Origin of the sequence: Kitasatospora sp. NPDC005748, assembly GCF_040630735.1 — a bacterium.
Classification (GTDB): domain Bacteria; phylum Actinomycetota; class Actinomycetes; order Streptomycetales; family Streptomycetaceae; genus Kitasatospora.
On the sequence record NZ_JBEXYD010000010.1, the window covers coordinates 180828 to 194850 of the forward strand.

The 14023-nt window shown below is 75.1% G+C and carries 13 protein-coding genes; 5 read left to right on the forward strand and 8 right to left on the reverse strand.

Translation table 11 applies throughout. From position 1 onward, the window contains the following. Positions 1-38: 38 nt before the first annotated feature. The 3 genes from ABZ495_RS11280 to ABZ495_RS11290 form a co-directional block, all read right to left on the reverse strand. The gene (locus ABZ495_RS11280; protein ID WP_359805361.1) at positions 39-785 is read right to left on the reverse strand and encodes a hypothetical protein; all 747 of its coding nucleotides are present in this window, start codon (positions 783-785) and stop codon (positions 39-41) included. A gap of 89 nt (positions 786-874) precedes the next feature. Further along, entirely contained in the window at positions 875-1471 is a 597-nt protein-coding gene (locus tag ABZ495_RS11285; protein ID WP_359835455.1) for a PadR family transcriptional regulator, read from the reverse strand. 37 nt (positions 1472-1508) lie between these two features. Next, a complete protein-coding gene (locus ABZ495_RS11290; RefSeq protein ID WP_359835457.1) occupies positions 1509-3557 on the reverse strand; it encodes an NADPH-dependent 2,4-dienoyl-CoA reductase in 2049 nt (682 codons plus the stop codon). Positions 3558-3805: 248 nt separating this feature from the next. On the opposite strand from ABZ495_RS11290, the gene ABZ495_RS11295 reads away from it, so the two are divergent. Further along, complete coding sequence (locus tag ABZ495_RS11295; protein ID WP_359835459.1) at positions 3806-5086, forward strand: FAD-dependent monooxygenase; 1281 nt, start codon at positions 3806-3808, stop codon at positions 5084-5086. A gap of 60 nt (positions 5087-5146) precedes the next feature. On the opposite strand, the gene ABZ495_RS11300 is transcribed toward ABZ495_RS11295, so the two are convergent. Both ABZ495_RS11300 and ABZ495_RS11305 read right to left on the reverse strand, forming a co-directional pair. After that, the gene (locus ABZ495_RS11300; RefSeq protein WP_329490340.1) at positions 5147-5722 is read right to left on the reverse strand and encodes a TerD family protein; all 576 of its coding nucleotides are present in this window, start codon (positions 5720-5722) and stop codon (positions 5147-5149) included. Positions 5723-5876: 154 nt separating this feature from the next. After that, positions 5877-6827 (reverse strand): LysR family transcriptional regulator, encoded by a 951-nt coding sequence (locus ABZ495_RS11305; protein WP_359835462.1) that lies wholly within the window; start codon positions 6825-6827, stop codon positions 5877-5879. 103 nt (positions 6828-6930) lie between these two features. Here ABZ495_RS11305 and ABZ495_RS11310 point away from each other — a divergent pair, with 103 nt between their 5' ends. Together ABZ495_RS11310 and ABZ495_RS11315 are read left to right on the forward strand one after the other, a co-directional pair. Beyond that, the gene (locus tag ABZ495_RS11310) at positions 6931-7698 is read left to right on the forward strand and encodes an SDR family oxidoreductase (RefSeq protein WP_359835463.1); all 768 of its coding nucleotides are present in this window, start codon (positions 6931-6933) and stop codon (positions 7696-7698) included. 122 nt (positions 7699-7820) lie between these two features. Continuing rightward, complete coding sequence (locus ABZ495_RS11315) at positions 7821-8114, forward strand: hypothetical protein (RefSeq protein WP_352287575.1); 294 nt, start codon at positions 7821-7823, stop codon at positions 8112-8114. A 153-nt stretch (positions 8115-8267) separates the two neighbouring features. Here the strand turns inward: ABZ495_RS11315 and ABZ495_RS11320 are convergent, their stop codons facing one another. Next, positions 8268-9824, reverse strand: coding sequence for a glycerol-3-phosphate dehydrogenase/oxidase (locus ABZ495_RS11320; protein WP_359835465.1), 1557 nt, complete (start codon positions 9822-9824; stop codon positions 8268-8270). 180 nt (positions 9825-10004) lie between these two features. Further along, positions 10005-10730 carry a TetR/AcrR family transcriptional regulator gene (locus ABZ495_RS11325; RefSeq protein ID WP_359835467.1) on the reverse strand — a complete coding sequence of 242 codons (726 nt, stop codon included), beginning with the start codon at positions 10728-10730 and terminating at the stop codon, positions 10005-10007. Between the two features lie 20 nt (positions 10731-10750). On the opposite strand from ABZ495_RS11325, the gene ABZ495_RS11330 reads away from it, so the two are divergent. Then, positions 10751-12373, forward strand: coding sequence for an FAD-binding oxidoreductase (locus ABZ495_RS11330; RefSeq protein WP_359805350.1), 1623 nt, complete (start codon positions 10751-10753; stop codon positions 12371-12373). Next, positions 12370-13284, forward strand: coding sequence for a diacylglycerol kinase (locus ABZ495_RS11335; protein ID WP_329490333.1), 915 nt, complete (start codon positions 12370-12372; stop codon positions 13282-13284). Before ABZ495_RS11330 ends, ABZ495_RS11335 begins: the two co-directional genes overlap by 4 nt. A gap of 226 nt (positions 13285-13510) precedes the next feature. On the opposite strand, the gene ABZ495_RS11340 is transcribed toward ABZ495_RS11335, so the two are convergent. After that, positions 13511-13837: a hypothetical protein gene (locus ABZ495_RS11340; RefSeq protein ID WP_359805349.1), complete on the reverse strand. Its 327-nt coding sequence runs from the start codon at positions 13835-13837 to the stop codon at positions 13511-13513. Positions 13838-14023: the final 186 nt, after the last annotated feature.

A 14023-nucleotide genomic window follows, 5' to 3' on the forward strand; every position in this document is an offset into this window, starting at 1 on the left:
TGGTGCTCGGGAGGGGGCCGTTCGGCGTTGTCGAGGGGTCAGACGGAGGCGGGTGGGGCGGTGGCGGTGCCGGCGGTGGTGCCGAGGGTGCGTTCGGCCTTGGCGACGGCGGCGCGGTAGTAGAGGGAGGCGAGTTGGGAGGAGGGGTCGTCGCGCTGGTAGAAGCCGTAGGAGAGGGCGACGGTGCCGAAGCGTTCGACCGCGAGGTAGCCGCTGAGCGGGACGCCGGCGAGGGTGCCGTCGAGGCGGACGGCGGGGGCGTCCTTGCGGTCGCCCAGGGTGACGGGGGTGACGGTGAAGGTCACGGAGGCGTCGGTCCCGTCGTTGAAGGTGAGGCTGTGGCAGTCGGTGAACGCGTCGGACACCACGGTGAGGTCGCTGGTGAGTTGGGTGGCGTCCTCGGCGGTGAGCGACTCGGTCAGCATCGGGTTGCCGTCGGGGCCATCGAACTCGATCTCCTGGTGCGGCAGTTGAGAGGACGGCCCGGATTCGTTCCCGTTCAGCAGGGCGCGGAGCGCGTCGCAGCCGGCGACCGGGGAGGCGCCGCCCGCCGCCGTCGGGCTGTCGGCGACCGGGACTTCGGAGAAGTTCGGGCCGAGTTCGGTGTTGCTCAGCAGGGCCGCCTTCAGCTGGTCGGTCGTAGGGAGCTGGCCGGCCGGCGCGGCCGCCCGGATCGTCACGGCCGACGGGGCCGCGGAGCCGGTGGCGATACCGGCCGCCCCGAAGGTGAGCACGGTGACCACGGCTGCGGCGGTGAGGGCGAGGAGAGGCCTCGGGTGAGACATACGGCCCCCGATCGGGAGTCGGGCAGGGACAGGCAATCAGTGTCCCACCGGGCCTGCGGCCGCGCCCGCCCACGCGGCATCGTCGCAGGTCAGGTCGTAGGGAGGCCAGGAGGGGACGGGTCCGCGGGCAGGGCGGCCCGGGTCTCGGTGAGCCACTCCACCCAGAAGGACTCCAGCCCGATTCCGGCCCGCAGTACGGCGTGCCGCAGCCGGTCCCCGTCGGCCGGCTCGTCGCCCTCAGCGGGCCGGCCACCCTCCGCCGCCCGGCCCGACGGGAAGTCCCGCCGCTCGATCTCCCGGTAGTCGGCCAACTGCGCACGGTGCAGCGCGAGGTGGCGGGCCAGCTCGGCGTCGAGCCCGGCCGTGCCGACCACCGCCGCCGCGCGCAGCCGCAGCAACAGCGGCTCGCGGACGGCCTTCGGGTCGTCCCCGCCGGCCGTCCACCGTTCGAGCTCGGCGCGGCCGGCGGGCAGGACGTCGTACTCCTTCTTCTGCCCCCGCGCCGGACCGTCCTGCGGGAGCGCCCGGATCAGCCCGGCCGTCTCCAGCCGGCCGAGCTCCCGGTAGATCTGCTGATGGGTGGCGGACCAGAAGAACCCGATCGACCTGTCGAACCGCCGGGTCAGCTCCAGCCCCGAGGACGGCTTCTCCAGCAGGGCGGTCAGGATGGCGTGCGGCAGGGACATGCCCCGATCCTAGATCCCACCGGAGCACCCGCCCCCGTCAGATCGTGGCGGCCAGTTCGGTGCCCTGCTTCACGGCGCGCTTGGCGTCGAGTTCGGCGGCCACGTCGGCGCCGCCGATCAGGTGGGGGGTGATGCCGAGTTCGCGCAGGGCGGCGTCCAGGTCGCGGCGGGGTTCCTGGCCGGTGCAGAGGACGACGGTGTCCACGGGCAGGAGCTGCCGTTCGCCGTCCACGACGAAGTGCAGGCCGGCGTCGTCGATCAGTTCGTAGCTCGCGCCGGCGACCATGGTGACGCCGCGGTGCTTGAGCTCGGTGCGGTGGATCCAGCCGGTGGTCTTGCCGAGGCCCGCGCCGACCTTGGTGGCCTTGCGCTGCATCAGGTGGACGCTGCGCGGGGGGCGGGGCGGCTCGGGGCGGGTGAGGCCGCCGCGCTCGCGGTACTCCGGGTCGATGCCCCACTTGCGGTGGAACACCGGCGGGTTGAGGCTGGCGGCGTCGCCCTGGTCGGTGAGGTACTCGGCGACGTCGAAGCCGATGCCGCCCGCGCCGAGGACGGCGACCCGCTCGCCGACGGGCGCGCCGTCGCGCAGCACGTCCAGGTAGCCGACGACGCTGGGGTGGTCGATGCCCGGGAGGTCGGCCGGGGTGCGCGGGGTGACGCCGGTGGCGAGGACGATCTCGTCGAAGCCCTCGGCGGCGAGCCGCTCCGCGTCGACCAGTGCGCCGAGACGCAGCTCGACCGCCAACTCGGCCAGCCGGGTGCGGTAGTAGCGCAGCGTCTCGTCGAACTCCTCCTTGCCGGGGATCCGCCGGGCCACGTTCAGCTGCCCGCCGACGGTGTCGGCGGCGTCGAACAGGGTGACGGCGTGGCCGCGTTCGGCGGCGGAGACGGCGAAGGCGAGCCCGGCCGGGCCGGCGCCGACGACGCCGATCCGCTTGCGCCGCTTGGTCGGTGCGAGGACGAGTTCGGTCTCGTGGCAGGCGCGCGGGTTGACCAGGCAGGAGGTGATCTGCCCGCTGAAGGTGTGGTCCAGGCAGGCCTGGTTGCAGCCGATGCAGGTGTTGATGGCGGCGGAGCGGTCGCCCCGCGCCTTGGCGACGAAGTCGGGGTCGGCGAGCAGCGGGCGGGCCAGCGAGACGAGGTCGGCGCAGCCGTCGGCGAGCAACTGCTCGGCGATCTCGGGGGTGTTGATGCGGTTGCTGGTGACGAGCGGGATGCCGACCGAGCCCATCACCTTCTTCGTCACCCAGGCGTAGGCGCCGCGCGGGACGGAGGTGGCGATGGTGGGGATCCGCGCCTCGTGCCAGCCGATGCCGGAGTTGATGATGGTCGCGCCGGCCGCCTCGACGGCCTGGGCGAGCCGGACGACCTCGGCGAGGGTGGAGCCGCCGGGGACGAGGTCGAGCATGGAGAGGCGGTAGACCAGGATGAAGTCGGGGCCGACCCGCTCGCGGACCCGGCGGACGATCTCGACCGGGAAGCGCATCCGGTTCTCGTAGGCGCCGCCCCACTCGTCCTCGCGGTGGTTGGTGGCCGCGGCGGTGAACTCGTTGATCAGGTAGCCCTCGGAGCCCATGATCTCGACGCCGTCGTAGCCGGCCCGCTGCGCGAGGGCGGCGCAGCGGACGAAGTCCTCGATCGTCTGCTCGACCTGCTCGGCGGTGAGGGCGTTCGGCACGTACGGGCTGATCGGGGCCTGGAGGGCGCTGGGCGCGACCAGGTCGGGGTGGTAGGCGTAGCGGCCGAAGTGCAGGATCTGCATCGCGATGCGGCCGCCGGCGGCGTGCACGGCGTCGGTGACGACGCGGTGCCGGTCGGCCTCCGCCTCAGTGGTGAGCATGGCGCCGCCGCCCCAGGGCCGGCCGGCCTCGTTGGGGGCGATGCCGCCGGTGACGATCAGGCCGACGCCGCCGCGGGCGCGCTCGGCGTAGAACGCGGCCATCCGTTCGAAGCCGTTCGGCGCCTCTTCCAGGCCGACGTGCATCGATCCCATGATCACGCGGTTGGGGAGGGTGGTGAAGCCGAGGTCGAGCGGGCTCAGCAGGTGCGGGTACGGCTTCCGGGCCCGCTGGGGGTCGGTGCTCATCGGCGTCTCCTGTGCGGCGTGCGGCGGCTCGTTGTTACCACACGGTAGGGGACGTGGAGCCGAGTATGCAACTAGTTGCATAAACGCGCCCTACGGGGGACGACGGCCGGCCCCGCCCGGCCGCGTCCGAAATTGCCTGACCACCCGTCAGCTCGGGGCCGGATGTGCGTAGGGTTCCTCCTCGGCGGGGGTTCGGAGGAACCCCGGGGCCGGTGGGGGTTCGAAGGAACCCCGGGGAGGGGACGACTGTGCGAGGCGGATCGATAGCCGTGGTCGGCGGCAGCATCGCGGGGTGCGCGTTCGCGCGGGCGGCCGCCCGGGGCGGGGCGGAGCGGGTGGTCGTGCTGGAGCGCAGCCCCGGCCGGCTGGAGGACCGCGGCGTCGGCCTCTGCGTCCTGGAGGACCGCTTCGCCGAACTGGCCGGCGCCGGCCACCTCGACGACGGCATGCGGTGGCACCGGCTGACCGAACGGCACTGGCTGGCGCGCGATCCCGACGGCGGGGGCGGGCCGCGCGGGCGGCTGCTCTGGGCGCAGGGAATGCCGTTCCGCTCCTACCACTGGGGCGTGCTCTGGCAGTCGCTGCGCGAACGCACCCCGGACAGCGTGGAGTTCCGGCTCGGCGAGGCCGTCCCCGCCGTCGGGAACGGCGCCTCCGGTGCCGGCGCCCCGGGCACCGGCACCGACCACGCCTGGGTGACCGGCGCGGCCGGCGGACGCGAGCCGTACGACCTGGTGATCGGCGCCGACGGGTACCGCTCGGTGGTCCGCGAGGCCGTCTGTCCCGAGGCCCGGCCCGAGTACGCGGGCTACGTCTGCTGGCGCGGCAGCTTCGACGCCCGGCTGCTGGACGGGCTGCCCGGCGGCGCGGCACTCTGGCCGGAGCACGAGGTGATCACGGTCTGCTACCCCGGCGGCCAGGTGGTGCTCTACCGCATACCCGGCCTGACCCCGGGCTCCACCCAGGTCAACTTCGTCTTCTACGCGCCGACCCCGGCCTGGCTGCGGCCGGGTGACCCGACCAGCGTCCCGGCCGGCGCGCTCACCGGCGGGCAGTTCGAGGAACTGGCCGAGCTGGCCGAGCGCCACCTGCCCTCCTACTGGGCGGGGGTCGTCGCGCTCTCCCCCCGCGAGCGGACCTTCATCCAGCCGATCTACGACCTCGCGGCGCCGCGCCGGACCGCCGGGCGCCTGCTGCTCGCCGGGGACGCGGCCACCGTCGTCCGCCCGCACAACACCAGCGGCGCGGTCAAGGCCGTGCAGGACGCCTGCGCCTTCGAGGACGCCTGGCGGGCGGCGGACTCCTGGGCGGAGCTGCTGCCCGCGTACGACCGCGAACGCGGCACGGTGGGGCGGGAGATGGTCGAGGTCGGCCGACGGCTCGGGCGGGCCCAGGTGACCGGGGCGCCCGACTGGGCGGCCATGGACGAGGGCGCGATGACCGCGTGGTGGCGCCAACAGGTCGCCGGTACGGGCGGGTTCGGCGGCCATGCGCTCGGTCGTCCACCGACTGGGCGTCAGAACCCCTGAACGTCACCGTGTTTCACCCCCGGACCGGCGCGCCGACGGTCCGGGGGTGGCGCTGGCGTCTCAGACGTTGACGCCGTAATCGGTGGCGATGCCGCGCAGGCCGGAGGCGTACCCCTGGCCGATGGCGCGGAACTTCCACTCGGCGCCGTTGCGGTACAGCTCGCCGAAGACCATCGCGGTCTCGGTCGAGGCGTCCTCGGAGAGGTCGTACCGGGCGATCTCCTGGCCGTTGGCCTGGTTGACGATCCGGATGAACGCGTTGCGGACCTGGCCGAAGCTCTGCAGGCGGGCGTCGGCGTCGTAGATCGACACGGGGAAGACCACCTTGGCCACCCCGGCCGGCACCGCGTCGAGGTCGACCCTGATCTGCTCGTCGTCGCCGTCGCCGCCACCGGTCAGGTTGTCGCCGCTGTGCTCGACCGAACCCTCGGGGCTGCGCAGGTTGTTGAAGAAGACGAAGTGCTGGTCCGAGACCACCTTGCCGAGCGCGTTGCAGAGCAGCGCGCTCGCGTCCAGGTCGTAGTCGGCCCCGGTGGTGGTCCGCACGTCCCAGCCCAGACCGACGATGACGGCGGTCAGGCCCGGCGCCTCCTTGGTCAGCGAGACATTGCCACCCTTGGCCAGCGAAACTCCCACGATGCCCTCCTCGGTTGCTCTCCCTCCGAAAGAATCTACAACACTGTAGAGATCACGAGAATCCATCCGACCTGATGCGCCCCCGTCGTGCGCCCCCCGGCAGCACCCACCCGCGCGCGCCGGCCGTCCGACCCGCTCCCCGCACGTCGCCGGCCTACTCACCGGGCTCCGCCGCCGCCCCCGCCTCGACCGCCCCCGCCCCCGCGAGCAGCTCGGCGACGTGCGGCGGCAGCAGACAGGCCTGCCGCGCCAGCAGGTCGACGAAGGCCGCCGTCAGCGGATCCGGCCGGGTCCGGGTGTACGCCGCGAGCGGGCGCCGCACGGGCGGCTCGGGCAGGCGGACCAGGCCGTCGAAGCCCGGCGGGACGAGGTTGGCGGGCACCAGGGCCGGTCCCAGCCCGGACGCGGCCAGCAGCGGCGCGGCGGCCGTCTGCTCGGTCCGCACCGCGGCCCTCGGCCGGAACCCGGCCTCCGCGCACGCTCCGTCGAGCAGGTCGGCGAGGCCGTTTCCCGGCGCGTAGTGCACCCAGTCGCGCCCGGACAGGTCCGCCAGCCGGACCACCCGGCCCGCCGGCACCGCGTCCGGTTCGGCCGGCAGCGCCAGCACGAACTCCTCGACGCCCAGCTCCCGGATCGGCCCCTCCCAGTCCGGCGGCGGCGTACCGACCGCGACGTCGGCCTGACCGGCCGCCATCGCCGCGCGCAGCTCGTCGTTGTGGGCGTACTCGCGCAGCCGGATCCGCACCTTCGGGTGGAGCCGGTGCCAGGCCCGCAGCACCGGCGGCAGGATGCCGAGGCTGATCGAGTAGACGGTGGCGAGTTCGAGCTCGCCACCGTCCAGACCGGCCGCGAGACGGGCCGCGGCGCGCAGGCGCTCGGCGTCGGCGAGCGCGGCGCGGGCGTGCGGGAGCACCGCCCGGCCCATCGGCGTCAACCGGACGGCACGCGGCAGGCGCTCCAGCAGCGTCCCGCCGACGGCCCGCTCGAGTGCCCGTACCTGGTGCGAGAGCGCGGGCTGGGTGACGTGCAGCAGCTCGGCGGCCCGGGTGAACGAACCGGTGTCGACGACGGTCACCAGGTATTCGAGCTGTCGGAGAGTGGCCATGCAGAGAGTTTATGGCTCGGCGAAAAGACAAGCCTTGGACGCATCGGTGCAGCTCGGCGCAGGGTGGAACACGAAACCACCCCCTTCTCCCGGAGTATCGATCATGACCGCCACCTCCCCTGCCACCGCGCCCGCCCTCGCCCCCGCCGCCCTCGAAGGGCGCCGCGTCGTGGTCGTCGGCGCCGGCTCGAACACCGGTCGAGCGCTCGCCCGCACCGCCTCCGCGGCCGGCGCCGAACTGGTCCTGGCCGGCCCCGACCCGCGCAAGCTGGAGTGGACCGCCGGCGAGCTGTCCGGCCCGTCCCGGGTCGTCCCCGTGGACCTCACCGACGAGGCGTCGATCGCCGCCCTCGCCGCCGCGACCGGCCGGTTCGACCACCTGGTCTCGACCGCCGCGATGCCCGCCAACGGCCCGCTCGCCGAACTCGAACTCGCCGACGTCCAGCGCGCGTTCGCGGCCAAGGTGGTCGGCCCGCTGCTGCTCGCGAAGCACCTGGCCGGCCAGGCCGCGACCGACGGGCCGGACGGCGCCTCGTTCACCTTCTTCTCCGGCGTCGCCGCCTGGCGCCCGGCGCCCGCCCGCACGGTGATGGCCGCCACCAACGGCGCGCTGGCCTTCCTGGTGCAGGCCCTCGCGGTGGAGATCGCCCCGGTCCGGGTCAACGCCGTCTCCCCCGGCATCGTGGACAGCGGCGCCTGGGACCGGATGGGCACCGACAAGGAGCCGTTCCTGCGCGCGGTAGCCGAGCGCAACCCCGCCCGCCGGGTCGGCAGCCCGGACGACCTGGTCCGCGCCGTCCTCTTCTCGATGGCCAGCCCGTTCGTCACCGGAACGGTCCTGCACGTCGACGGCGGCGGCCGCCTGGTCTGACCGCGAAGGCCGTGGGCGGGGCCCGGCGCCCCGCACCAGGTGGCGGAGCACGCGCTCCGGCCACGCCGCGAGGTCCGGCCTAGACTGGCCGTGCGGGCCAGGACCCCCGCGCGGGAGGTGCCATGCGCCGCCGGTACAGCTTCCACCTCGACCGGGCGGGCCGGTCCGTCACCGTGAACGTCCGCTCGGGCTGGATCACCGAGACCGAACTGCTGGTGGACGGCCGGGAGTGTGCCTTCCACCGCGTCCACGGCCACGGCCTCTACCCGCTCACCCTGGCCGTCCGGCTGCCCGAGGAGCCCCCGCTGCCGGTCTCGGTCCGGCTGGAACGGACCGGCTCGGCGGAGCACCCGCTCACCTGCACGGTCGACCTGGACGGCACCGTCCACCCGGTGCCGGAACGCGTCGAGCAGTGAGGCGCTCCGGCACCGGGCGTGGAAGGCCGGGCGGCGAGAGCCCGGCGGTGAGGGTCGGACGTTCCGGCGCCCGGCGGCGAGGGCCGGGGTGTGAGGGCCGGCGTTCCGGCGCCCGGCCGCGGGGGCCCGGCGATGAGGACCCGTGGTCGGCCGCTACCCCGCGAGGGACCGCTCCACGATCTCCTCCACCGCCGCCCGGGCCCGGGCAGCGTCCGCCGCGACCAGCCCGATCCGGGTCCGCCGGTCGAGCACGTCCCCGGCGTCCAGGGCGCCCTCGTGCGTCACCGCGTAGGCGATCTCGGCACGGGTCACGTCGATGCCCTCGGCGATCGGCTCGGCGCCGCCCGCCGCCAGGACCTCACGGGCCGCGCCGCCGTGCCGGGCGAGCAGCGATGCGGGCACGCCGCCCTCCGGCACCGGCCGGCTGTCCCGGTGCCCGGGCGCGCCGACCAGGGGCAGCCGGGCCGTCCAGCAGTCGCGGGCCGGCAGGCCGCGCAGGCGGACGGCGGTGTCCACCGCGTCCTCGGCCATCCGCCGGTAGGTGGTGAGCTTGCCGCCGACCACCGTGATCACCCCGGACGGGGACTCCAGCACCGCGTGCCGGCGGGAGATGTCCGCCGTGCTGCCGCCGCCGGTGTCGATCAGCGGCCGCAGCCCGGCGTAGGCACCGCGCACGTCCGCCCTGGTCAACTCGGTGGCCAGGGCCGCGTTGACGGTGTCGAGGAGGAAGTCGAGCTCGGCCTCGGTCGGCTGCGGCTCGTCCGGGACCGGTCCCGGCGCGTCCTCGTCGGTCAGCCCGATCGCCACCCGGCCGAGCTGCTGCGGCAGCGCGAAGACGAACCGGCTGGTCGAGCCCGGCACCGGCACGGTGAGCGCGGCGACGGGGTGGCCGAGCGCGGCCGCGTCGACCAGCAGATGGGTGCCCCGGCTGGGCCGCAGCCGGATCGACGGGTCGACCTCGCCCGCCCAGACACCGGTGGCGTTGACGACCGCGCCGGCGGTGACGACCAGGGACTGCCCGGTCAGGCTGTCGACCAGCCGGACCGAGCTGCCGGTGACCTCCTCCGCCCGGACCCGGGTCAGCACGGTGGCGCCGTACTGCGCGGCCGTCCTGGCCAGCGCCACCACCAGCCGTGCGTCGTCGACCAGTTGACCGTCGTGCGCGACCAGCGCACCCGCCAGGCCCACCGACCGTACGCCGGGCACCAGTTGGCGGGCCCGGGCGGCGTCCACCCGGCGCATCCGGGGTAGCACCGCCCCGGGCGTGCGCGCGCTCACCCGCAGCGCGTCGCCCGCGAGGAAACCGGCCCGGACCAGCGACGCCTGCCCGGGACGCAGCAACCCCGGGAGCAGCGGGACGAGTTGCGGCAGCGGGCGGACCAGGTGCGGGGCGGTGCGGGTCATCAGCACGCCGCGCTCGACGGCGCTCTCCCGGGCCACGCCGATCCGCCCGGAGGCGAGGTAGCGCAGGCCGCCGTGGACCAGCTTGGAGCTCCACCGACTGGTGCCGAAGGCCAGGTCGCGGGCCTCGACGAGGACGACGCGGAGTCCGCGCGCGGCCGCGTCCAGCGCGACCCCGACGCCGGTCACTCCACCACCGACGACCACCAGGTCGACGGCCGGGGTGGCGGCGAGCGCGTCCAGCTCCACCTCCCGCCGACGGGAGCTGAGTCGGGTGGTTCCGGCGAAAGGCCCGGCGTTGATCGTCATGGCGCGAGGTATCCGTTCGTCACGGCGTGCAGGGTATGACGCGAGCGGTCAGGGGGCGTTCGACTGCGGGGCGGGCGGCCGCGCGGCGGGCGGTCACCGGGCAGGCGGCCGCGCGGCGGGCGGTCACCGGGCAGGCGGCCGCGCGGCGGGCGGTCACCCCGGCCCGAACCCCCCGAGCGGTCACGGCGCGAGGTATCCGTTCAGCGCCCGGGCCAGCTCGCGCCGCCAGGCCGCCTCCGGCAGCAGCTGCGCCACCATGCGGTGCGACTGGACGGTGGACTGGGCGATCAGCAGCACCATCGCGGCCAGCTCGACGGGCTCGCCGGCGCGGACCGAGCCGTGCGCCTGCCCCTGCTCGATGCCCCTGCGCAACGCCTCCAGCAGCCCGAGCTGGCTGGTGCCGAGCCGCTCGACGACGTACTCGAAGAGCGCGTCGGAGTCGGCCGAGCGCAGCAGGGCGGCGAGCACCGGGTGGTCGCGCAGCCGGACGGCGACCTCGACGACGCCCTCGACGAAGGCGGCGCGGTCCTCGCCCACCAGCGGGACGGTGGCCTGGGTCGCCAGGATCTCCCGGGTGAGCAGGGCCCCGATCACCGCCCGGACGTCCGGCCAGCGCCGGTAGACGGTCGGCCGGCTGACCCCGGCGCGCCGGGCGATCTCGGCCAACTGCGTGCGGCGCACGCCGAGGTGGACGATCAGCTCGGCGGCGGCGTCGAGAATGGCGTCATCGGTACTGCGCGGCTCGGCCGCACGCGCGTCGGCCCCCGGCGGCTCGGCCGCACTCGGCTCGGCTCCACGCTGCGCAGGGCCGCGCGCCTCCGCGCCATGGGCCTTTGCGCCGCGCGACTCGGTGCCCGCCCCGGGGCCGACCGGACGGCCGTCGTGATCATCGTTACTACTTGACATGATGTGTGAAACTGTAACGCATGGCACCTGAGACGCAAGCGGGACCGGCCCACGCCGCGCTGCCGCTCCCCCCGATGAAGTGGGACGCCTGGGGCGACCCGGCCCTCGCCAAGGAGCTGTCGGCCGACATCAAAGCCCTGCTGGCCGCCGCCCTCGGCGTCACCGGCGACGCGGCCCCCGGGCCCGCCGCCGAGGAGGTCACCCTGCGGCCCTCGCGGCTGACCGAGGCGGACCTGAAGGCGCTGGCCGCCGTGGTCGGCGAGACCCACGTCAGTGCGGCCCCCGCGGACCGCCTCCCCCGCGCGGGCGGCAAGTCCACCCCCGACCTGCTGCGCCGCCGCGGCCGCGAGCCGCAGGACGCGCCGGACGCCGTCGTGCTGCCGGGCGGCGAGGACGAGATCGCCGCCCTGCTCGCGCTCTGCGCCGAGCGCCGGATCGCCGCGGTCCCGTTCGGCGGCGGCACCAGCGTGGTCGGTGGGCTCGACCCGGAGCGCGGCGGCCTCAGCGCCGTCGTCTCGCTCGACCTGCGCCGCCTCGACGGGCTGCTCGACCTGGACGCCACCTCCGGCGAGGCCGTCCTGGGCGCGGGCCTGACCGGCCCGGCGGCCGAGGCGCTGCTCGCCGAGCACGGCTTCGAACTCGGCCACTACCCGCAGAGCTTCCGCTTCGCCACCATCGGCGGCTTCGCGGCCACCCGCTCCTCCGGCCAGGACTCCGCCGGGTACGGGCGCTTCGACGAGATGGTGCGCGGCCTGCGGGTCGTCACCCCGGCGGGCGTGCTGGACCTCGGCCGCGCCCCCGCCTCCGCCGCCGGCCCCGACCTGCGTGAACTCTTCCTCGGCTCGGAGGGCACGCTGGGCGTGATCACCGCCGTCCGCGTCCGGATCCACCCGGTGCCCGCCGTGAAGGCCTACGAGGCGTGGTCCTTCCCGGACTTCGCCACCGGCGCGGCCGCACTGCGCGCGGTCGAGCAGCAGGACACCGGTCCGACGGTGATCCGGCTCTCCGACGAGGCCGAGACCATGGTCAACCTCGCGATGACGGAGAAGATCGGCGGCGAGCCCGCCGTCACCGGCTGCCTGGCGGTCACCGTCTTCGAGGGCTCCGCCGACCAGGTCGCGACCCGTCACCGGCTCACCCGGGACGTCCTGCTCGCCGCCGGCGCCACCTCGCTCGGCGAGGCACCGGCCCGGGCCTGGGAGCACGGCCGGTTCAACGCGCCGTACCTGCGGGACTCGCTGCTGAGCGCGGGGGCGCTCTGCGAGACCCTGGAGACCGCGACCGACTGGCGACGGCTCGCCGACCTCCGCCTGGCGGTCACCACCGCGCTGACCGGCGCCCTGCCCGGCGCCCTCGTGCTCTGCCACATCTCGCACGTCTACCCGACCGGCGCCTCGCTCTACTTCACCGTCGTCGCCGCGCTCGGCGAGGAGCCGCTCGCCCGCTGGGCCGTCGCCAAGCGCGCCGCCGGGGACGCCATCCTCGCCAACGGCGGCACCATCACCCACCACCACGCCGTCGGCGCCGACCACCGGCCCTGGATGGCCGAGGAGATCGGCGAGCTGGGCGTCCGCATCCTGCGCGCGGTCAAGGCCGAGCTGGACCCGGCGGGCATCCTCAACCCCGGCAAGCTGATCCCATGACCGACCGGAGAACCATCACCCGGGTCGTTCTCCTCACCAACCCGGCCGCGGCCGCCGGCCACGCCGAGCCGGCGGCCCGCCGCGCCACCGACCGGCTGCGCGCCCTGGGCGTCGAGGTCGACGCCCGGGCGGGCTCGTCGGCCCAGGAGTCGCTCGACCTGGCCCGCGCGGCCGTCTCCGCCGGCTCCTGCGACGCCCTGGTGGTCGTCGGCGGCGACGGCATGATCAACCTCGGCCTCCAGGCCGCCGCGGGGACGGACGTCCCCCTGGGCGTCGTCCCGGCGGGCACCGGCAACGACCACGCCCGCGCGTACGGGCTGCCGCGCGGCGAGCCGGAGGCGGCGGCCGACGTCATCGCCGCCGGCCGCACCCGCACGGTGGACCTCGGCCGGATCACCTCGGCGGACGGCACGCGGCGCTGGTTCGGCTCCGTCCTCGCCAGCGGCTTCGACTCGCTGGTCAGCGACCGCACCAACCGGCTGCGCTGGCCGCACGGCAGGATGCGCTACAACCTCGCCATCCTGGTCGAGTTCGCCAACCTCCGCCCGCTCCCCTTCCGCCTCACCCTCGCCGACGGCACCGTCATCGCGCGCGACCTCACCCTCGCGGCCGTCGGCAACACCAGCAGCTACGGCGGCGGCATGCTCATCTGCCCCACCGCCGACCCCACCGACGGCCTGCTCGACATCACCCTGGTCGACGCCATGCCCCGCCACCGCATCGCCCGCTTCTTCCCCACCCTCTTCAAGGGCACCCACGTCGATCACCCGGAGGTCACCACCCACCGCACGCCCTCGCTGCGGATCGACTCCCCCGGCATCACCGCATACGCCGACGGCGAGTTCATGGCCGCCCTGCCAGTCGACGTCGAGGCCGTCCCCGGCGCCCTGCACCTGCTCACCCCGGCCTGAAACCCGGCCTGAAACCCGGCCTGAGACCGCCCTGAAACCGGCCTGAGGTCCGGCCCGGGCTGTCCCACCCCTCTTCCGGGCAACGAACGCCCTGCTTCGGTGGGACTCGCCGCGACGTCCGGGGCGATGAGCCGAGCGTCCCCGGCCTCCGCGCAGGGAGTCGGACCGGCCGACTTCCTGTGCGGAGGTGCCCGGCGGAGGGGGCCGGGGCCTCACCTCCCGGCAGTCACCAGCCGCGGGACCGGTCCGCCGCTGCCGCCCGCAGCCGCCTCACCTCGGCGATCAGGCGGGGGACGTCCTGGCGGGCGGCCGCGATGAAGTCGATGTCCGCGTCGAGCCTCGGGTCCTGTCCGGGCAGTTGGGCGCCCTCGACGAAGCGGCTGACGTAGATCTCGTCGTCCGGCTCCGCCTCGGGGCGGACCTGGATGAAGCTGTCGCCGCCGACGCCGTGGCGACCCTCCAGCCAGGCGGTCCACGGGCCCGGCGCCGCCGCGGCGGCTCGCCGTTCCATTGCGCTGAGGTCTTCCTCCGTCAACGGTCCGTCAGCTGTCATGCGCCGATCCTCCCGTCACCCCGCCCGGATGTCCACGTGCCGGGCCCGGGGACGGGCGTCATCCGGCCGGTCCCGAGGAACGGGTGCGCGCGGATGCTCCTATAGACGTCAAGCCGCAGGAGCAAGGTCGGGTTGGGTGATTCGTGAGGTTGGAGTGCTGGTCAGTGCGCGGTAGACCTCGCGGGC